The 17,419-nt window shown below is 65.4% G+C and carries 21 protein-coding genes; 4 read left to right on the top strand and 17 right to left on the bottom strand.

The window, feature by feature from the left end:
• Positions 1-3: 3 nt before the first annotated feature.
• On the top strand, positions 4-1,788 hold the full coding sequence (locus V4558_03645; GenBank protein MES2304570.1) for a hypothetical protein: 1,785 nt from the start codon (positions 4-6) through the stop codon (positions 1,786-1,788).
• On the opposite strand, the gene V4558_03650 is transcribed toward V4558_03645, so the two are convergent.
• From V4558_03650 to V4558_03705, 12 genes are all read right to left on the bottom strand, one after another.
• Positions 1,726-3,027: a DUF6596 domain-containing protein gene (locus tag V4558_03650; protein MES2304571.1), complete on the bottom strand. Its 1,302-nt coding sequence runs from the start codon at positions 3,025-3,027 to the stop codon at positions 1,726-1,728. The genes V4558_03645 and V4558_03650 overlap by 63 nt on opposite strands.
• A gap of 4 nt (positions 3,028-3,031) precedes the next feature.
• Positions 3,032-3,598: a dihydrofolate reductase family protein gene (locus tag V4558_03655; protein MES2304572.1), complete on the bottom strand. Its 567-nt coding sequence runs from the start codon at positions 3,596-3,598 to the stop codon at positions 3,032-3,034.
• 28 nt (positions 3,599-3,626) lie between these two features.
• On the bottom strand, positions 3,627-4,025 hold the full coding sequence (locus tag V4558_03660) for a YciI family protein (protein ID MES2304573.1): 399 nt from the start codon (positions 4,023-4,025) through the stop codon (positions 3,627-3,629).
• 93 nt (positions 4,026-4,118) lie between these two features.
• Positions 4,119-5,180: a DNA topoisomerase IB gene (locus tag V4558_03665; GenBank protein ID MES2304574.1), complete on the bottom strand. Its 1,062-nt coding sequence runs from the start codon at positions 5,178-5,180 to the stop codon at positions 4,119-4,121.
• A gap of 68 nt (positions 5,181-5,248) precedes the next feature.
• Positions 5,249-5,629 carry a hypothetical protein gene (locus tag V4558_03670; protein ID MES2304575.1) on the bottom strand — a complete coding sequence of 127 codons (381 nt, stop codon included), beginning with the start codon at positions 5,627-5,629 and terminating at the stop codon, positions 5,249-5,251.
• Positions 5,630-5,663: 34 nt separating this feature from the next.
• Positions 5,664-6,392 carry a sulfite exporter TauE/SafE family protein gene (locus tag V4558_03675; protein MES2304576.1) on the bottom strand — a complete coding sequence of 243 codons (729 nt, stop codon included), beginning with the start codon at positions 6,390-6,392 and terminating at the stop codon, positions 5,664-5,666.
• Positions 6,389-6,904 (bottom strand): arsinothricin resistance N-acetyltransferase ArsN1 family B, encoded by a 516-nt coding sequence (locus tag V4558_03680; GenBank protein MES2304577.1) that lies wholly within the window; start codon positions 6,902-6,904, stop codon positions 6,389-6,391. Before V4558_03680 ends, V4558_03675 begins: the two co-directional genes overlap by 4 nt.
• A 22-nt stretch (positions 6,905-6,926) precedes the next feature.
• Positions 6,927-7,622, bottom strand: a complete 696-nt coding sequence (locus V4558_03685) for a VIT family protein (protein ID MES2304578.1) — start codon at positions 7,620-7,622, stop codon at positions 6,927-6,929.
• 63 nt (positions 7,623-7,685) lie between these two features.
• The gene (locus V4558_03690) at positions 7,686-7,835 is read right to left on the bottom strand and encodes a hypothetical protein (GenBank protein MES2304579.1); all 150 of its coding nucleotides are present in this window, start codon (positions 7,833-7,835) and stop codon (positions 7,686-7,688) included.
• A 102-nt stretch (positions 7,836-7,937) separates the two neighbouring features.
• Positions 7,938-8,885: a cysteine synthase A gene (gene cysK / locus V4558_03695; GenBank protein MES2304580.1), complete on the bottom strand. Its 948-nt coding sequence runs from the start codon at positions 8,883-8,885 to the stop codon at positions 7,938-7,940.
• Between the two features lie 92 nt (positions 8,886-8,977).
• Positions 8,978-9,580, bottom strand: coding sequence for a hypothetical protein (locus V4558_03700; GenBank protein MES2304581.1), 603 nt, complete (start codon positions 9,578-9,580; stop codon positions 8,978-8,980).
• A gap of 26 nt (positions 9,581-9,606) precedes the next feature.
• Positions 9,607-10,110: a hypothetical protein gene (locus tag V4558_03705; GenBank protein MES2304582.1), complete on the bottom strand. Its 504-nt coding sequence runs from the start codon at positions 10,108-10,110 to the stop codon at positions 9,607-9,609.
• 94 nt (positions 10,111-10,204) lie between these two features.
• On the opposite strand from V4558_03705, the gene V4558_03710 reads away from it, so the two are divergent.
• Entirely contained in the window at positions 10,205-11,701 is a 1,497-nt protein-coding gene (locus tag V4558_03710) for a hypothetical protein (protein MES2304583.1), read from the top strand.
• Between the two features lie 123 nt (positions 11,702-11,824).
• The gene (locus V4558_03715; GenBank protein MES2304584.1) at positions 11,825-12,538 is read left to right on the top strand and encodes a hypothetical protein; all 714 of its coding nucleotides are present in this window, start codon (positions 11,825-11,827) and stop codon (positions 12,536-12,538) included.
• Between the two features lie 544 nt (positions 12,539-13,082).
• Here V4558_03715 and V4558_03720 read toward each other — a convergent pair.
• Positions 13,083-13,934 carry a hypothetical protein gene (locus V4558_03720; GenBank protein MES2304585.1) on the bottom strand — a complete coding sequence of 284 codons (852 nt, stop codon included), beginning with the start codon at positions 13,932-13,934 and terminating at the stop codon, positions 13,083-13,085.
• A gap of 36 nt (positions 13,935-13,970) precedes the next feature.
• Between V4558_03720 and V4558_03725 the strand changes: the two genes are divergently transcribed.
• Entirely contained in the window at positions 13,971-14,228 is a 258-nt protein-coding gene (locus V4558_03725; GenBank protein MES2304586.1) for a hypothetical protein, read from the top strand.
• Positions 14,229-14,295: 67 nt separating this feature from the next.
• Here V4558_03725 and V4558_03730 read toward each other — a convergent pair whose 3' ends face one another.
• The 4 genes from V4558_03730 to V4558_03745 all read right to left on the bottom strand — a co-directional run bounded on the left by V4558_03730 (position 14,296) and on the right by V4558_03745 (position 17,375).
• On the bottom strand, positions 14,296-14,751 hold the full coding sequence (locus V4558_03730) for a VOC family protein (GenBank protein ID MES2304587.1): 456 nt from the start codon (positions 14,749-14,751) through the stop codon (positions 14,296-14,298).
• 93 nt (positions 14,752-14,844) lie between these two features.
• A complete protein-coding gene (locus tag V4558_03735; protein ID MES2304588.1) occupies positions 14,845-16,053 on the bottom strand; it encodes a DUF418 domain-containing protein in 1,209 nt (402 codons plus the stop codon).
• Positions 16,050-16,817, bottom strand: a complete 768-nt coding sequence (locus V4558_03740; protein MES2304589.1) for a VOC family protein — start codon at positions 16,815-16,817, stop codon at positions 16,050-16,052. The genes V4558_03735 and V4558_03740 overlap by 4 nt, the downstream gene beginning before the upstream one ends.
• Before the next feature lie 30 nt (positions 16,818-16,847).
• Positions 16,848-17,375, bottom strand: coding sequence for a DUF4199 domain-containing protein (locus V4558_03745; protein ID MES2304590.1), 528 nt, complete (start codon positions 17,373-17,375; stop codon positions 16,848-16,850).
• Between the last annotated feature and the right edge of the window lie 44 nt (positions 17,376-17,419).

Genomic DNA, 17,419 nt, shown 5'->3' on the forward strand with positions numbered 1-17,419 from the left:
GCGATGCGCGGTGCTCGCTCGCGGGCGCTGGCGCTCGGAGCCATCGGCGCGATTACCGCCGTCGCGGTGTCGGCGCGCTATGCCGTCTCGGGATATCACGCCGCGCTGCCGCTCCTCCTCGTGGGCGCGGTGGCGCTGGTCGCGGCGGCACTACGCACCAGCACACCGGCGCAGCCGAGGGTCACTCCGCTCCGCCACGACATCATCGCCATTGCCCTCGTCACCCTCATCGTGCTCCCGCTCTACTGCTGGCGGCTCTACACCACGCCGTGGCAGGTCAACACCGATGAAGTCACCATCATGTACGTCGCGCGTCAGCTCCTCCACGCACGCGACACCGACCCGCTCGGACTGAGCTGGTACTTCGGTTTTCCGGCCGGCATCTTCGTGGTGTTCGGCTGGCTGGCCGAGCGGCTCGGCGGCATCGACCTCTATCATTTCCGGGTAATTCACTCGCTCTTCGGGGTCGGCTCGGTGCTGCTGGCCTATGGACTCTGCCGCCAGTTCACCACCCCGCTGCGCTCGGCCACGGTTGCCCTCATCCTGGGAGCCAATCATTCGCTGATCGGCATCAGCCGGATGGCGATGCGCGACAACACCGGACTCTTCCTCGAACTGCTGTCGCTGCTCCTGTTCGTGCACGGCTTTGTCCGGCGTTCCAGCGGCTGGCTCTTCCTCGGTGGTGCCGCAGCGGGACTCACCTTCTACACCTACTTCCCTTCGCGCATCACGCTGGTGATCTGGGGTGCCACGCTTGGTGCTGCCTGGCTCGTGCGACCGAACCGCGCATTGTTCCGGCGCGTGCTGATCGCGGGTCTCGTCTCGGTGGCGGGGTGGGCAGTTGTGGCGGCGCCGGTGCTGATCGCCAGCAACAAGCATCAGGCCCAGGCCTACGGCTACCAGCGGCAGCAATTTCTCTTCTACCCAGAAGGCCGCCTGCTGGAACAGCAGTGGACCGGAACCCCAACGCCGGCCGCCGCGTGGAAAGCCAACATCCGTCAGGGGCTCGGCACCTTCAACGGCAAAGTGCATGACCAGGGCTACATCTATCCCAACCTTGGCCACGGCTTCACTGACCGGATCACTGGTGTGCTGCTTTGGGTCGGCGTCGTGGTCGCCGTCGGCACGCTCTATCGTCGGCGAGATGAAGCGCTCGCTGAACTGCTTGCGCTCACCGGTTTCCTCTCGCTCTACCTCGCCTTCGCCTTCGTGATCACCAAGGCACCGAACTACACCCGGCTGCTCGTGATCCTCCCGTTCGTCGCGTGGCTCGCGGGGAGCGGTCTCTGGTGGCTCGCCGAATGGGTGAGTCGGCGGGTAGGCGCCGATGGAGCGGGACGCACGCGGGTCGCGAATGCAGTTGCGATGCTGGCGGTGGCCACGATTCTCGTGGTCAACGCGCGGATCTTTGGCGACTTCGCCGCGCGCGGCGTGGCCGAGGGAAATGATGTCGGGAGTACCGGCAGACTGGTCGCGGCGCGGCGGGGCCAGCCGGGACAAGCGTGGATTCTCGCGGCGGACAAAGCCCATCCCTACTACAGCTGGGGTGAGAGCTGGCAGTGGCAGAGCTGGCTCGCGTTCTTTGCCGATAGCAGTCAGCTGGTACGGGTTGTCTCGCCCGACTCACTCAACGGGCCGGCCCTGCCGCCGCGATTCACGCTGCTGCTCTCACAGGGCGCGTGGGCCGAACAGGAGTTGCGCTTCCGGGCAACCCATCGCGTCGATTCAGTCGTGTCGGTGCTCCCCGGCGGACGGCTGCTCGCCGTCGAGGTCACCCCCGCGCAGTAGTTCAGCTTTCCGGCGCAGCAGGTAGCGTCGGACCGCCGGGTCATGCGCGAGTCCGATGGCGTTGTCATACGCTGTCGCTGCACGCTCGACCCGCCCGATCCGACCCAGCAATTCAGCCCGAGTCGCCCAGTAGGGCTGGTATTCCGCCAGTCTGCGGTCGCTGCTCGCATCGGGCATCGCACTCAGCCCTGCTTCGCCCCCATCCACTTCAGCGACCGCCAGCGCACGGTTGATGGCGACGACAGGAGAAGGGTGCAGCGCGAACAGTGCGTCGTAGAGCTGCAAGGCTTCGATACGGTTGTCCACGCGTGCAATCCTGCGAGTCGCGTGGGCCGACTGGAGCGCGGCCTCGAGTTGATACCGTCCGGTGTTGCCGCACGACGCAGCGTGACGAAGTGTCGCCTCGGCCTCCCGCATCAACACCAGATTCCAGCGAGTGGCATCTTGTGCCGCGAGCGGCACGAAATCGCCGACTCCGTCGCGCCTTGCCAGACGCCTCGCGTCCACATGCAGCAGGAGCGCGAGCAGCCCGAGCGCCTCCGGCTCATCGGGAAGCAGGTCGGTCACGATGCGGGCAAGAAAGAGGGCCTCATCCATCAGGTCCCGACGCACCGGATCCGATCCTTCGGGATCGCCCCATCCCTCGGAGAACGCCGCATAGATCGCGTCGAGGACGCTCTCAAGCCGCGCGGGGAGTTCCTCGCGTTCAGGAATGGCGAATGGAATCCCGGCGTGCCGAAGTTTCTCCTTGGCCCGTACCAGCCGCTTCGCCATCGCAGCGGGTGAGGTCAGGAAGGCGGAGGCGATGGTGCGCGCCTCGAGCCCGAGCACCACTTGCAGCATCAGCGGCGCGCGAATCCCCGGCTCGATGGCAGGATGCGCGGCGGCAAAGAGGAGCGCGAGGCGGCAATCGGGAATCTCCTGAGCGTCCTGGTGCTGCAGCAGTTCTTCGGTGAGCAGCAGCAACTGCGGGGAGGCCAGCGTCCCGGTCTGCTCCCGCCGCACGGCATCGATTGCCTTGCGCCGTGCCACCGTAAGCAGCCATGCCTCGGGATTGTTCGGCACGCCGTGCTGCGGCCAATCGACCAGCGCGGCGGCGAACGCATCGGCGAGCGCGTCTTCCGCGGCCGGGAGATCGTGGCCGCGTGCGACGAGCAAGGCGACCAGTTTGCCATAACTGCGCCTGGCGACTGCGTCGGCGGCATGATGCGCCTGCCGATCGCCTTGCTCGGGAATCACGGAGTTACCGCGACGGCTCGTAGCAGTTGAAAAGCTTTCCGCTCGCGAAGGCCCGGGTACTCGCGAGTTTCAACTGCCGGGGCGACGAAAGGCCATCGAACATCGTCCGCCCGCTGCCGATCGCGATTGGATTCACGACCAGCTGGTATTCGTCGATCAGCGATTCCTGCGCGAGTTGCGCGACGAGCGTGCCGCTCCCGAGGATCACGAGATCGGGGCCGATCTCGCTCTTCATCTGGCGGACCGCCGTGGCCAGCCCGCCGCGAATCACCCGGGTGTTGTGCCACTCGGCCCGCTCGAGCGTGCTCGAGAAGACGATCTTCGGCATGCTGTTCATCCCCGCGGCCACCACCGGATTCATCTGCGCTGCGGCTGGTGTCGGCCAGAAGGCGGCCATCAGCTGATAGGTCACTCGCCCGAAGAGCAGCTCACCATTGCTCTCGGCATTGCCGGCAACGAAGGCATCGAACTCCGGATCGGGGGGGCCGCTGTGTGCCCAGGAGAAGTCACCATTGGCGCCGGTGAAATAGCCGTCGATGGTCACATTGTTGAATACGCTCAGTTTCCGCATGGTGTCTCCGCAAGACGGCCGGTCGGTTTCACCCTGACACCGGTTCGCCATCGATGAAGCGCTGGACTACCGGATTTTCCGATCGTTCCATCAGGGGCCGGACTTCCACGACACCGTGAATCGAGGTGGGCGAGCGCGCGGCCCAGAGCAGCGCGGCATCGAGGTCAGCCACCTCGATGATGTGGAAACCCGCGAGCTGCTCCTTCGCCTCGGCATACGGCCCATCCAGCACGCGATGCTTGCCATCGACCGTGCGCACCGTGGTCGCCGAATTCGTGGGCTGCAACCCGCCGCTGCTCTTGAGCACACCGGCCGTCGTCATCGCGCCGACGAAGGCCTGATACGCGCCCAGCCACCGCGTCTGCTCCTCGGGCGATAACTCCGGCCAGCCGCCCTCGGAGACGTAGTCCAGCAAGATGTACTTCATCGAAAATCCCTCTCAGTCGCGGACGGGCACGCTGCACCGTCCGCATCATGACGGCCGGGGATGGTGCCAATGGACATCTGGAAGAACGGGGCTTCAGCCCGGGGCGATCGCCTCGAGAAAGCGGAGCACCGCACTCTCCTCCCCGCTGAGCCCGTCGCGCACGGCACCGGACTTTGCGGCACCCAGCCACTGCCGGTACAGGTCATCATCCTCAAAGGCACCGAGCACGGCGGGGTGGACATAACTGCGGCGACAAACCGCCGGCGTGTTGCCGAGCTGTTCGGACACTGCCTTCACGGCGGCAACCAGCGCGCTCCGCCCCGGTGGCGCGGGAGTCTCGCGATGTTCGTCGAGTGCCCGTGCAGCCAGCACGGTGCCGGCCCAGGTGCGAAAATCCTTCGCCGTGAACTCCTGGCCTGCTATCTCTCGAATGTAACCGTTGACGTCGCTCGACTCGATCGTCTGGGCGTCGCCGTTTTCGTCGAGATACTGGAAGAGATCCTGCCCGGGGAGATCGCGGCACTGCTGCACCAGTCGCGCCAGCTGACGACTGCGGTGTGAAATGGCGTGGGGCTTGCCGCTCTTGCCGCGAAAGCGGAACTGGATCGTGCTCCCGCTGACTTCGACGTGACGATCCTGCAAGGTGGTGAGGCCATACGACCGGTTGGTACGGGCATACTCCTCGTTGCCGATGCGGATGAAGGTGGCCTCGAGTAACTGGACGATCAGCGCCAGCACCTTCTCGCGCGGAATGCCGTTGCGGCCGAGGTCACGCGAGAGTGCCGCGCGGATTCGGGCGAGGGTGCCGCCAAACGCCAGGGTACGCTCGTACTTGGTGGCATCGCGCACTTCGCGCCAACGAGTGTGGTAGCGCGACTGCTTTCTGCCACGCGCATCACGCCCGGTCGCCTGCAGATGTCCGTTGGGCTGCGGACAGATCCAGACAGCGGTCCAGGCGGGAGGAATTGCGAGGGCCCGGATTCGTTCGAGCGTACTCCGGTCGCGAATCGTCTGCCCCGCAGCATCACGATAGCTGAAGCCGCGGCCACTGCGATGCCTGGTAAGGCCGGGGCGGTCGTCGAGCTGATAGCGCAGCGAGCCGGCCTTCGCCGAGGCTTCGGGTGGATGGAACGGATCGACTGCAGGTGCGGCCATCGGAGACTCCCGCCGAGGAACTGATGGCCGGGGGACGCGCTACCGACCTTGGCGTTGCACCTCAGCACTCAGTGGCTGCGCCGCGGCCGCTGGCGTACCAGCAGTCCCACCACCGCGCCGATCACCATCGCGAGCAAGGTCACCATCGCAATCGCCACGGCCGCACCGGCAATTGAGAAGGTCTCGGTCCTGCCTGGACCAATCTGCCACGAGATCCACCAGCCCACCGTCGCTTCGACCAGTCCCACCACTCCCGCTGCCAGCGCCGCACTTCCTACCGAATTCATCGCCCGCCCCGCGACAAGGGCCACGCCGGCGTAGATGAGCCAGGTGCCATAGATGGCGCGGTAATAGGGAATGCCTAGCGGGCCAGAGCCGAGCGAGGCGGCGAGCTCATAGAGCAGGACAATCACGATGCCGATCACGACGATGCGCTGCCAACGACTCACGTCTGCCACTCCTCGCGAAGAAGATCCGTACCCATCACGCGACGCCGAACAACAGCCAGATGCCGAGTACTCCGATGGCCCAAGCCACCACCTGCGCAAACTTCGCCACCGGCATCCCCAGCACGATCCGTTCGCCGACCAGCGTCCCGACGAGCACACCGATGGTCGCGATGCCAGTCGGCAACCAGTGCGGAACGAGTGCGCCGCCGGTCGACCAGAGATATACCGGCATGCGTGCGGCGTCCACCATCAAACCGGTGGCGGTGGCTGTCGCCACGAACGCTGCTGGCGATAGATCGAACGCCATCAGCGCCGCAGCACGCATTCCACCCTGATTGCCGGCGACACCACCGAAGAGTCCGGACGTGAGACCGAACACCCCGACCAGGATCCCGCGCGGATGCCACCGCCGCGACCAGCCACTGAGCTGCGCGACCGCCGTCAGCAGCAATAGCGAACCAAGCACCTTCGTGAGTGCGCTCGGCCCGAGGCGCGTGTAGAGCAGTGCGCCCAGCAATCCCCCGATCGCACTCAGCAGGCCGAATCCCCGCACCACGCGCCAGTCGATTCGCTGCCGCAACCGCCAGCAGCGAAGCGCGGTGGCGAGCGCGTGGGGAATCGTGACGGCCGCAACGGCGACTCCGGCGCCGAGTCGCGTCGCGAGGAGTGGCGTCATCAGGGAACCGATACCGAATCCCACGACGCTCGCCGTCGCACCGGAGAAGATCGCCGCGAGCAGCACGAGCAGGAGAAACCAGGTCATGCCGACGGACCCCTGTCGCTCTCGGGCTTCAGCTTCAATTGCCAGTATCCCACATCGATCCATGTGCCGAACTTGATTCCCACTTCCTTGAACTGCGCGACCTTTTCGAAACCGAGTCGCTCGTGCAACGCCACACTCGCAGGGTTGGGAAGTCCGATGCCGCCGATCACCAGATGCGTCGGCCCTTCGCGCAGCAGATCCAGGAGCGACTGGTAGAGCGCGGTTCCGATCCCCTTCCCCGTCGCCGCCTGGGCGAGATAGATGGTGCTCTCGACCGAGAAGCGGTAGCCGACACGCGCCTTCCACCGGCTGGCATAGGCATACCCCACCACCACGCCACCCTCCTCGGCCACAATCCACGGCAGCCTCGCGGCGACAACGTCGGCGAGCCGCGCGGCCATCTCGGCGCCGTCGATCGGCTCCTCCTCGAAGGTCACGATGGTGTCGGTGATGTAGTGATTGTAGATCCGCGCCAGCGCGTCAGCATCGGCGAGGGTGGCGGTGCGAATCATCGTGGTACTCGCTCGTGCATCGTCAGACGACAGCCCCGAAGAGCCGCCCGACTCCCGCCGTACACGCCATCGCGACCGCGCCCCAGAAGGCCACCCGGAGTGCGCCGCGCCAGCGCGAGGCACCACCGAGTCCCGCCGCCACGCTGCCGAGAATCACCAGCAAGACGATGGTGCTGGCCACGACGCTGGGGGTGAGCCATTTAAGGGGGACCAGTGCAGTGAGAATCGTTGGGGCGGCGGCGCCTGTCGCGAACGCCGCGGCGGAGGAGAGCGCCGCCTGAATGGGGCGGGCACGCGTGAGCTCGTGGATGCCCAGCTCGTCGCGAGCGTGCGCGCCAAGGGCGTCGTGTGCCATCAGCTGCTGCGCGACCTGAGCAGCGAGTGCCGGCGTGAGGCCACGCTGCTCATAGATGCCGGCGAGTTCGGCAGCCTCGAATTCGGGCGACGTGGCAAGCTCGCCGCGCTCGCGTGCGAGATCGGCCAGCTCCGTGTCGGATTGCGATGACACCGAGACGTACTCCCCGGCGGCCATCGAGAGCGCCCCGGCGGCCAGCCCCGCCACGGCAGCGACCAGCACGGCGGCGGCATCCGGTTGAGCGGCCGCGACCCCGACCACGAGACTGCTGGTAGAGATCAGACCGTCATTCGCGCCGAGTACGGCCGCACGGAGCCAGCCGATCCGGTCACTGCGGTGGGATTCGGGGTGCATTGTGCGCATCGCCCTCGGTACGGGAGTACCAAGGATAGCACGCCACCACCGATCCGCCGACGCTCCTGAGCGCTAGTGCCGCTTGAAGTACTGCACTTCCCGTTCGTGCTTCTCGGCTGCCGCGCGGGTGGCGAAGGTGCCTAGGTTGCGGCGCTTCCCGGTTTTCGGGTTCTTGCGTCGGGAATACAATCGATACTCCCCCGATGCGAGCTTGCGAATCATCACGGGCCTCCGTCATTCCTCGACCTCCCCCCGATGGGGAGTCCATGCTGGGGTGACGATGCCACCCCAGCCGGTTGCACCCGGGCGCTCAACCCAGCTGAACTACGCTCCCGGCACCTCGTCGGTCCCTTCGTTGATCCCTTCAAACAGAATGGTCGAGAGGTACCGTTCACCGGTATCGGGAAGCATCGCCAGGAGCACGGTGCCCTTCGGTGACTTCTCGGCGACCTTGCGTGCCGCCGCGAAGGTACCGCCGGAGGAGATACCACAGAAGATCCCTTCCTTCATCGCGAGCTCGCGCGCAGTGTCGCGCGCCTCGATGTCGGCGACCGTAACGATTTCGTCGTACACCGAGCGATTGAGCACGGCGCCCACGAAGTCCGGAGTCCAGCCCTGGATCTTGTGCGGCGCCCACTCCTTCCCCGACAGCAGCGCGGCACCTTCCGGCTCGGTCACGACGATCCGGATCCCTGGACGCGCCAGCTTGAGGATCTCGCCGGCACCCGTCAGCGTCCCGCCGGTGCCGTACCCGGTAACCCAGACATCGAGCGGCTGACCGGCAAAGTCGCGCAGGATTTCCGGACCGGTGGTGTTGCGATGGTATTCCGGGTTCGCGGGATTCTCGAACTGCCGGGTCAGGAACCACCCGTTCTTTGCGGCAAGCTCTTCGGCGCGCCGCACCATCCCGCTTCCTCGTTCGGCCGCCGGCGTCAGCACGACCTTGGCGCCGAGAATCCGCATCAACTTCCGGCGCTCGATCGAGAACGAATCGGACATGACGGCAACGAAGGGGTATCCCTTGGCGGCGCACACCATGGCGAGCGCGATGCCGGTATTCCCCGACGTCGCCTCGATGACGGTCTGGCCGCGACGCAGCGTACCACGACGCTCGGCGTCCTCGATGATCGCCACTGCGAGACGGTCTTTCACCGAGGAAAGCGGGTTGAAGGCCTCGCACTTGACGTACATCGTAACGTGCGATGGAGCGAGCCGGTTGATCCGCACCACAGGGGTGTTGCCGATGGTGCCAAGGATGCTCTGGTGAATCACACGTACTCCAGATTGTTGGTGGTGAACAGGGGGTGCTTCACTCTGCGTGGCACCCGATGGGTCGCCGACATCGAGGCGGGACCCGCTCAGCTTCAGGGCGAACTCGATCCCCCGATAGTTCCGCTCACAATGGTGATCGGCGACGGATAGCTGATGGGTCCGATCGGCGTGTTGATCGTTGGTGTGGCCTTGATGGTGACCCGGGTCGGGTCCGCCCGCACCCCGGCCACCCCCGCCGCGAGATCGACCAGACTCTCGATCGGGCCGCTGAAAAACTGACGCAGGTTCAGTCGCATTTGCAATGGAATCACCACAGTCTGGCCGGCGGGCAGGGTCAGGCTCGAGTCGAGTGAACCGTTGATCGTTTCCCGGTTATCGAGCAACAGCGTCCAGGCGAGCCGCACCATCGTGGCGGTGGTCCGGTTCTCGGCGGGGTTCTGCGCCCGTACCTCGACCTGGAATTCCAGCGGCACGTTGTTGCTCGCCACGGCCAGGGCAATCCGGCCAACGTCAACCGCGGTGAGGTCGCGGTAGCCGGCGATCCGGCTGAGCGCGACGCCCGCGATCCGCCCATTTCGTACGCCACCAAGTGCGAAGGCGACCCGCCTGAGCGCGGCAATCTGCTGCAACGTGGCGCAGGCGCAGAGCGCGAGCAGGCCGCCGGCCAGCCAGTAGCGGCGCAGTGTTCTTGTCATCGAACGGCTCCGAAGTTTGATCCCGGTCAGGGTCGCCGGAAATGCATGTACCAGTTGGTTTCCCAGTTCACGCCACCGTCCGGCGAAAACGCCTGCTTCCACACCGGACGCGAAGGATCAGTACGATCCCACTGGAAGGTGACGCGCACCGGCGCCCCGGCATGACTGTCTTCTCCCCGGAAGGTGCCGATGGCCCCCTCGAACCGCCCGGCGACCGGAGGACAGAGGCGCCCCGTGCTCGTGTCGACCCAGTAGATCTGCCACTGCTCGTCGGCGAGGTCGAAGAAGCGCATCGAGACACCCTCGTAGAACGGCTCCCCCGCGGTCTGACACTGATCGATGTTCCCCAGCCCGCCGAGGAGCGCCTGCATCACGAAAGGCGTCTCGAACTCGATCCATTCGGTCGATCCGACCAGCCGCTCCCGCAGTCGGCGGTGGTGAATGATCCAGTCACCCTGCAGGAAATCGAAGTCACGTGCGCCGGCTGGCCAGCCGGAGCGGACCTGGTCGGCAATGGGGAAGAGGGGCATCGGCGGGTCCGGCGTGTCGGGGTTCGGGGAGAAATGCCGCTTTCTGGGGTATTGGCGGCAGCAGGCTCCTCAACTCCCGGGATGATAGCACCAAATGCGGCTACCGACTCTTCGATCGTTCTACCGCGGCCTTGGTTTCGTGGCCATCGCGCTGACCTTGGCAGGGTGCGACACAACCCTGACTGCGGGGGGCGGCCATCCCGAGTTCACCATTGCGGTCGGGACGGCAGCCACCGCCGTCACCCAGAGTGGGTCGGTCAGTACCTCCATCAAGGCGACCAGGCTCGATGGGCTGACTGCTGCCATCGGGTACACGGTCACTGGTGCACCGAATGGATTGGCGGCCACCATCGTGACCACGGGTGTCGCCGACAGCCTCACCCTCACGATGACCGCATCGGCCACCGTGACACCGGGCGAGTACGTTCTCGTCGTTCGCGCCACGGCCGGGGATTTCGTCCACGTGAAGGCGATCCGGGTCACCGTCATCCAGGCAGTCACCCCGCCCAACGACAACCCGCCCGCAATCGTCTTCGTCGCGGTGGGGGCCCACACCTGTGCCATCGACGTCGCAGGCAAAGCCTATTGCTGGGGCTACAATGGCAATGGCCAACTCGGCAACAACACCACGTCGCTGGTGAACCCGACGCCAGTGGCCGTGCATGGCGGGATTTCCTTCAAGGAGATTTCCGTATCGCGGGTCGCCGACGTCAGCTGCGGACTCACGTTCGCTGGGGCGGCCTATTGCTGGGGCAGCAACGAAAGCGGGCAACTGGGTGACGGCACGAAGATTCGTCGCCTCGTCCCGACGCCAGTGGCGGGGGGACGGATCTTCAAGAGCCTCGCGGTCGGGAGCACTCACGTCTGCGCCGTCTCCATCGAGGGCACAGCTTGGTGCTGGGGCACCTCCCCGGCAGGGGCCTTCGGCGATGGCAGCACCGGTGAACACCTCACCGCCGTGCCCGTTCTAGGGCTGACGTTCCGGAACATCGTTGCCGGCACCGATTTCACCTGCGGTCTCACCACCACCAACCTCGTGTACTGCTGGGGCCTTGGGCCGAGCGGGCAGCTTGGCAACGGCCTGGCCACGACCAGCACGACGCCGGTGGCGGTATCGGGTGGCAGGGTCTTCCGCACGATCACGGCTGGCATCCAGGCGGTGTGCGGAGTGGACTTTGCGAGCGCCGCCTATTGCTGGGGACTCAACAGCTTCGGCACCCTCGGCGAAGGCTCGAGTGAGACGACGGGCGGACCGGGGAAGCGCGCCGAACCGACAGCGGTCCTCGGGGGACACGCCTTCGTAGACCTGTCAGTTGGTGTCCAGACAAGTTGTGGCGCCGAGGCCGACGGAAAGGGCTTCTGTTGGGGATACAACTTTGGGGCGGTGGGCGACGGAACCGACGAACACCGCTCGACGCCAACCGCAATCGTTGGCGCACTCGCCTTCCGGTCAGTCGTCGCCGGTAGCGGTTTCAGTTGCGGCCTGACTGCTGGAAATGCGGTCTACTGCTGGGGCGACAACACCAGTGGCTCCCTCGGCAATGGCACCACGGCGCCCACGAAGGTCCCGGTGGCGGTGCGCTGGCCCTGACGAGTGTCAGGGGGGCGTTACAGCACGTCGGGCGCGCAATATTGTTCAAGGCCGACCATTCCTCCTAACCCTACCCTTCGCCCCGGCAGCTCAGTCTGGTCTGACTCAACCCGGGGCGAAGTGATGCGCAGCAACCCAGCACCCTGGCAGGCGTCACTCGCCTCGCTCGTCCTGTTGCCAGCCGCGCTCCTCGCGCAGCAGGCCAAACCCGCGATCACCCTGGATCCCTCCACTCGACTGCAGCTTGAGAACGCGCGAGCTGTCTGGGGTGAGTATCGCGGGCGACACGCCTTCAAGCTGGCGCCGCTCGAGGGACACGAGCACGATACCGACCAGGAAATGATGGCCACGCTGGTCGGGTCGGATTTCAGGAATGGCGTGATCGAAGTCGACGTCTCCGGCGCACGTCGCGACGGTTATTCCAAGGCGACCGATGTGAGCGGTTTCAAGGGGATCATCGGCATCACCTTCCGCATTCACGGCGACTCGGCCGAACGATTCTACATCCGCCCCGAAAACTCTCGCGGCCCCGACCAGCTCTTCCGCAACCGCTCGACCCAGTACGAATCTTCCCCGGACTTCCCCTGGCAGCGGCTGCGGCAGGAGCAGCCCGGCGTCTATGAGTCGTATGTCGACATCGAATCTGGCGCGTGGACCAGATTGCGCATCGAAGTCTCCGGCGCCACGGCCCGTCTCTATGTCAACGGCGCGCCACAGCCGGTGCTCATCGTGAACGACCTGCGGCACGGCGAGAGTCACGGTGCCATCGCGCTCTGGGGTCGGATCAGCACTGAGGCGTACTTCTCCAATCTCCGGGTAGAGCCGCGCGACAAATGAGCAGCGTCGGGATTGCGGCTGTCGCCGCCGCGCTGTCGTTCGCTCTGGTCACGCTCGGGAACGGCCAGGCAACAGGGCCCGCAGCGCTGCCGACCTTCTCGACGGTCCTCAACGGCCATGTCGAGCAGGTCAGCTACCGCGGCGTTCGAGCGTTGAAGCTCGTCCCGGCACCCGAGACCGCCGGGAAGGACGAGGACATGATGGCCATTCTCGATCAGCCGGAATTCAAGGATGGCAGCATCGCGCTCCAGCTCTCAGGCGCGCCGCGGCCGGGAATGCCGCCTGATTCGCGTGGATTCGTGGGAGTGAGTTTTCGCACCGGGGCGCACGGCGAATGGTCGGAGGTCTTCTATCTGAGGCCCACCAACGGCCGGGTAGATGACCAGCTGCGCCGGAATCACTCGGTGCAGTATGTCTCCCATCCGGAGTACCCGTGGAACCGACTCCGCTCGGAAAGCCCGGGTGTCTACGAGTCGTACGCCGACCTCGAACCTGGCGCCTGGACCGCTGTAACGATCGAAGTGTCGGGCACGAGCGCGCGTCTCTATGTGAATGGTGCGACGCAGCCGACCCTGATCGTGAATGACCTCAAGCACGGCAGCGCGCCGGGGCGCATCGCCCTCTGGGCCCACGTCGAAACCGACGCGTACTTCGGACCACTCACGATCACGCCACGCTGAGGGCCGCGAGCCCAGGCGATAGCAGGAGCGAGCCAGTCCTGCCGCGGTTGAAAGAAGGTCCCGTGCCCGAGGCCGAGACTGAGGGACTTCTCGCGAATAACCGAGCCCTTCCCTCGCCGGGCGGAAAGTGGAGCACATGATACGCCAAGCGTGTCGCTCGTTTCGTAGAGCGAAAGGATCCTGCCGGTAATCCGTAGCTCCGGTCGGTCGAATGCCCAGCTGCCGCAGCCGGCCATGAAGACAAAGCCGACTGCCGGATTCTTCAGCCGTGACGATGCCAGCATCGCGATCGCGGCACCCTTCGAAAATCCCATCACCGTGATGCGTTGCGGTGCGACTCGGCGGCGGATGAGCGAATCCACCTGCTGCACCACTCGCGTCGCGAACGAATCGGCGCCGATTCCCGCCGGACGCTGATCACTCAGCACGACGAACCCTGCCTGTCGCAGTGAGTCGAGAATGCCATCGTATTCGTACACCCCAAACTCGGGACTCGTCGGTCGACGTCCCGCCTCCTCGACGATCCGGCCGTGGAGGTAGATGACATAGCGCGCCGGAGCCTGCGCTTGGGCCGCACCCCACGGGGCGAGCGCGAATAGCAGGACGAGTTTGGGGTACCCCATCTGGCCTCCCTCGGGTTGGTGCTTCGCTGTGCGCACTGGAACGCGGCCGTCGTCCCTCAGATTGCGGTGTTCCGGATCGGCGTGGCTGGTCACGCTCCGCGGCGCCGCACCACTCTTCCGGAGGGACCAATGCGCGTACTCAAGACGATGCTGGCCTCGTTCAGCATGTTGATGCTTTCCGCCGCAGTCGCTGTCGCAGCACCAATGGCTGCGTTACAGGATGCACCGGCGCCGGCTTCCGTCGATGTTCACACGACCACCACCACGACGACCTGGTACACCGATCCGATGTGGATCGGCATCGGTGCCGTTGCGGTCATCGTGGTGATCGTGCTGATCGTCATGGCCGCACGCGGAAAGGACAGCACCACGACCGTCATCCGCTAGCCAGGCCCGACGCGTCCCGGTGGTGTCGCTATCACTCCCGATAGCGACACCCCGGTCGCTCTGCGAGCTACACTCCTGCGAAAGCACGCTCGAGCGCGGCGATGTCGATCTTCTGCATCTTCAGCATCGCCTGCAATGCCCGCCCCGCCTTTTCGCGGTCGGGATCGCCAAGCAGCTTCGGCAAGACCGACGGAATGATCTGCCACGACAGCCCGAATCGATCCTTCAGCCACCCACACTGACTCTCGGCGCCACCTTCGCTCAGTCGAGCCCAGAGGTCATCCACCTCGGCCTGACTCTCGCAGCTCACGAGCATCGAGAACGCCGGCGTGAACTTCAGGTGAGGCCCGCCGTTGAACGCGATGAACTGCTGACCTTCGAGTTCGAACGTCGCGCTCATCAAGGTGCCGTCTGGCCCAGGTGACGAGGCAATGACACGTGAATTCGGGAAGATCGAGCGATAGAGTGCCATCGCTTCGTCGATTTTACCATCATACCACAGGAACGGGGTGATCTTCGGCATGGGGAGCTCCGGTCGGTTGAGGGCGCCGGCTCGTGGCGCCAGTACCAGGGAGTCGGAGCCCGTCGCGATTTCTCGACAGACCCCGCGACACGGTCAGATTGGTCGGCCGTAGGTCAGCCGTCGCCAGATCCACTCCACTGGTCCGAAACGATAGCGGGAGAGCCACCAGGCGCTCAACGGGAGCTGGACGACGATGATGGCCGCGGCAATCTCCATCGCACGCGCGGTGCCGATCCGCCACCAGAGCCCATATCCGAAGCCGCGCGACAGCACCACGCAGATGACCGAATGCATCAGGTAGTTGGTCAGTGCCATCCGCCCGAGCGGAGCGAAGATCGTGATGAACCGTACGCCAGCGGTCACCAGCAGCGCGACGGAGGTGGCATAGCCGATCGCCAGCAGCGGGACACCAACCGCCGAGGCGACCACACTGATGAGGCCGCCAGGCGATGGTGGCAGGTTACCCCATCGCGCGTCCGCCCAGGTCGCCACGAGGTTTGCGCTCAGCCCCACCGCCCAGCCGATCCCGCACCAGCGCAGCAACAAGGCCCGGTAGTTCGCGGGAGCCAGCGCTATGCCCGCACGGACACTCCAGAGTCCGAGCACGAACATTCCGAGCACCTTGGGAAAGCGCACCGTAACGAAAAGGTCGCCCCAGCGGAGCAGCACGTTGATCAGATTTCCGACGAATGCCTCTTTCACACCGCCGGTGCCCATCGCCGCGATCTTCGCCAGGAGATCCGCCGGCAACCCCGCCGCAGGCCCTGCGGGAGGTCCGGAAGGCACCGGCAACCCGAGAGCGAGCCATATCCCAAGCGCAACCAGGTACAGCACCGTTGGCGTCGTGAGCAGACCGACCGTCCAGCGCAGCAGCGTGCGCTGCGACCGCCTCGCGAACCACGGCAGCGTGAAGCCGAGGAGCGCGTAGAGCATCAGGATGTCCCCGGACCAGATCAGGAAGGCGTGGATCGCCCCGATGCCAAGAAGAATGCGCAGCCGTCGCCGGAATCGCGGCAGCGCCGCATCGCCGCCGCGAGAGAGCTGCACGCCAAAGCCGATGCCGAAGAGCAACGAGAAGACCGAGTAGAACTTGCCATCGACGAAAGTGTGTTCCAGGAACGCGACGACCGCATCGGCTGCCGCAGTCGGGAATGCAGCACGTTGATCGGCGGAGAGGAAGATGATGCCGAAGAAGACCAGTACATTGGCGAGGAGAATGCCCGCGACCGCCAGGCCACGGAGGACATCGAGTGCCTGAATCCGTTCACGGGTCGGGAGCGCTCCAGCGATCGATTCGCTCACTCGCCGATCAACCCCATGTGCGTCCCCGACGGATCAGTGAAGTAGCCGAAGCACGCCATCCCGGGAACCGCCATGGCGTCGGCACTCCGCTTTCCCCCTGCGCCATCGATGGCATCGAGCGTCGCACGGACATCCTGCACGTAGATGTACGCCACTGCCGGAAGCGACGGTGTATGCGACTGGAAGACACCGCCGATCCCGGCACCCGGATCAAAGGCGAGGAACTGCGGCATCGTAACCGCGCTGCCCCAGCCATACAGATCGCCGAAGAACTTCGCCGTCACCGCCTGATCGGCACCAAACATCTCCAGACTGCAGATCGACCCGATGACGGGCTTGGGATTCGGGCCGAAGGGCATCGGGATGCGGGGGACGGCCCCGGGAGTCATCGTGTCGGTGACGCCGTAGATCGTCCCCGAAGGATCCCGGTATCGCGCGAGCATGCCCACCATCGGTACGCTCCACGGCTCCCGCTCGATGCTTCCTCCGGCAGCGACTGCGGCCGCTAGCCCCGCCTTCACGTCGACCACACCGATATACGGCACCAGCCCGGGAAAGCCTGCTGGAATGTTGCCGCGGAGCGCGATCGTTGGCCCGCCAGGCGGGACAATCGCCGTCAACTCGGCCGACAGTGGCTGCGCCTGCCAGCCGAAGAGCCGGCTGTAGAACGCGGTCGACGCCGCCAGCTCGTTGGCGGAAATCACGACCAGAAGAACCGGGTGCTTCCCGCTTCCGACTGGCACCGCTGGCATCTCGACTCCCATGTTGCATACTCCTGAAGGCAGTTCGGAAGGTCAGGCAATCTCGCGCTTCGGCTTGCGGCTCAGAACCCCGGCGGTCACCAGGGTGAGGATCAATCCTACCGGCAGCGGCTCGAGCAACGTGTAGGCGACATTCACCAGCGGATTGCGGTAGCTCTCCTGGAACTCCGCCATCTTCTTCATCTCGGCCGCGATCCCGGCCTCCGACTTGCCCGCGGCCCTCGCCTGCTCGACCTGGTACGCGGCGTACTTCTCCATGAAATCGGGCGCCATCTTGTAGTAGATGACCTCCCAGCTCGCCACGTAGCAGACGCTTGCAAGCGCCATGATGAGGAACCCGACCTTGAAGGCCCGGCCGAAACTGATACTCCCCCCAGCCACATTGTCACGGTACGAGCGCACCCCGAAGTAGATCATGAGAAAAGCCAGCACCATCGTCGTGTAACCGATGATGGCGCCCTTGTCGTATCCGATCTCGTCGTGGAAGGAGAAGGTGATGAACATCATCACCGAGAGGATGGCGCCGGCAATGAGCCCGAAGGTCAGCACAATCTTCCGCATGGCAGTCCCGATTGGTTGAAGGTCGCCGATTCTACCACTCGGCG

This window comes from Gemmatimonadota bacterium (assembly GCA_040388535.1).
Lineage (GTDB): Bacteria > Gemmatimonadota > Gemmatimonadetes > Gemmatimonadales > GWC2-71-9 > Palsa-1233.

What these genes read in the sequence shown, in the direction of transcription:
- V4558_03710 (MES2304583.1), top strand. Translation starts at nt 10,205, where the DNA reads ATGCGGCTACCGACTCTTCGATCGTTCTACCGCGGCCTTGGTTTCGTG.
- V4558_03725 (MES2304586.1), top strand. Translation starts at nt 13,971, where the DNA reads ATGCGCGTACTCAAGACGATGCTGGCCTCGTTCAGCATGTTGATGCTT.
- V4558_03730 (MES2304587.1), bottom strand. Translation starts at nt 14,751, where the DNA reads ATGCCGAAGATCACCCCGTTCCTGTGGTATGATGGTAAAATCGACGAA.
- V4558_03675 (MES2304576.1), bottom strand. Translation starts at nt 6,392, where the DNA reads ATGACCTGGTTTCTCCTGCTCGTGCTGCTCGCGGCGATCTTCTCCGGT.
- V4558_03685 (MES2304578.1), bottom strand. Translation starts at nt 7,622, where the DNA reads ATGCGCACAATGCACCCCGAATCCCACCGCAGTGACCGGATCGGCTGG.
- V4558_03745 (MES2304590.1), bottom strand. Translation starts at nt 17,375, where the DNA reads ATGCGGAAGATTGTGCTGACCTTCGGGCTCATTGCCGGCGCCATCCTC.
- V4558_03705 (MES2304582.1), bottom strand. Translation starts at nt 10,110, where the DNA reads ATGCCCCTCTTCCCCATTGCCGACCAGGTCCGCTCCGGCTGGCCAGCC.
- V4558_03700 (MES2304581.1), bottom strand. Translation starts at nt 9,580, where the DNA reads ATGACAAGAACACTGCGCCGCTACTGGCTGGCCGGCGGCCTGCTCGCG.
- V4558_03660 (MES2304573.1), bottom strand. Translation starts at nt 4,025, where the DNA reads ATGAAGTACATCTTGCTGGACTACGTCTCCGAGGGCGGCTGGCCGGAG.
- V4558_03715 (MES2304584.1), top strand. Translation starts at nt 11,825, where the DNA reads ATGCGCAGCAACCCAGCACCCTGGCAGGCGTCACTCGCCTCGCTCGTC.
- V4558_03645 (MES2304570.1), top strand. Translation starts at nt 4, where the DNA reads ATGCGCGGTGCTCGCTCGCGGGCGCTGGCGCTCGGAGCCATCGGCGCG.
- V4558_03655 (MES2304572.1), bottom strand. Translation starts at nt 3,598, where the DNA reads ATGCGGAAACTGAGCGTATTCAACAATGTGACCATCGACGGCTATTTC.
- V4558_03740 (MES2304589.1), bottom strand. Translation starts at nt 16,817, where the DNA reads ATGGGAGTCGAGATGCCAGCGGTGCCAGTCGGAAGCGGGAAGCACCCG.
- V4558_03665 (MES2304574.1), bottom strand. Translation starts at nt 5,180, where the DNA reads ATGGCCGCACCTGCAGTCGATCCGTTCCATCCACCCGAAGCCTCGGCG.
- V4558_03680 (MES2304577.1), bottom strand. Translation starts at nt 6,904, where the DNA reads ATGATTCGCACCGCCACCCTCGCCGATGCTGACGCGCTGGCGCGGATC.
- V4558_03690 (MES2304579.1), bottom strand. Translation starts at nt 7,835, where the DNA reads ATGATTCGCAAGCTCGCATCGGGGGAGTATCGATTGTATTCCCGACGC.